The sequence below is a fragment of the Oceaniferula marina genome, assembly GCF_013391475.1.
Taxonomy (GTDB): domain Bacteria; phylum Verrucomicrobiota; class Verrucomicrobiia; order Verrucomicrobiales; family Akkermansiaceae; genus Oceaniferula; species Oceaniferula marina.
Genome location: NZ_JACBAZ010000051.1, coordinates 1 through 875, shown reverse-complemented (window position 1 = coordinate 875; position 875 = coordinate 1). Strand labels below are relative to the sequence as shown.

At 42.4% G+C, this 875-nt stretch carries 1 protein-coding gene; it reads left to right on the top strand.

Going from position 1 to position 875, the window contains the following annotated elements; translation table 11 throughout:
• The first annotated feature begins 150 nt into the window (after nucleotides 1–150).
• Nucleotides 151–699, top strand: a complete 549-nt coding sequence (locus HW115_RS19500; protein ID WP_178935340.1) for a hypothetical protein — start codon at nucleotides 151–153, stop codon at nucleotides 697–699.
• The last annotated feature ends 176 nt before the right edge of the window (nucleotides 700–875 follow it).

Genomic DNA, 875 nt, shown 5'->3' with positions numbered 1-875 from the left:
CAGCGCGGAGAAAATCTGGTCGAACAAGTCGCAGCACCCGACAGCTAGTAGCTGTCGAGTTTGCGACGGGTAACCATTTTACGACATTGTATCTTTAATTCGTATGTCGGCGCCTGATCGCTGCCGGTGTGCTTTACGTTCTGCAAAAAAATGAATAATCTCATTATTGCGATATTGATAATCACTGCGGGGGCTTGTTTTGCTGCGCCTCCATCTATTGGGGCGATCATAGATAGCGATAATGTTAATCCTCCGAAAACTGTTAATGTCGAATATTCGTATACTAAGGAGAATGAATTGATTTTGACCTTTAGGGGGATAGCTATGAATGCCGCCGCTAAAGGTGTTACTGGAAAAGTTAAAGTTAATGGAGGTTCGATAAAAATATGGGTGCATGAAATATATGATGCTGGTGGACCATTTGATAGCCTCAAAACTTATACTATTCGATACACCATTAAAAATGTTCCAAAGATGTCATATATAATTGAGCATAATGATGTTTATGCCGAGGGAGTTGATCGATTAGTCACGGTTCATCTTGATTTGAACAAGTCTGCTAATGGTAAGATTGAAGTTGAACCTCAAGAATATTACAGAGTTGACCTCACCCCTGACGACCCTTGGGATAATAAAGAGGAGATTAGGTTAACACCTCTTAAAAAATCGGCAGAACAAGTCGCAGCACCCGACAGCTAGTAGCTGTCGAGTTTGCGACAGGTAACCCTTTTACGACATTGTATCTTTAATTTGCATATCGACGCCTGATCGCTGCCGGTGTGCTTTACGTTCTGCAAAAAAATATCATGTGCAACCCGAGAGACGAATATCCACAGGAGAGATGGATCACGGTTGGAGGTTTGGTGGATGAGACG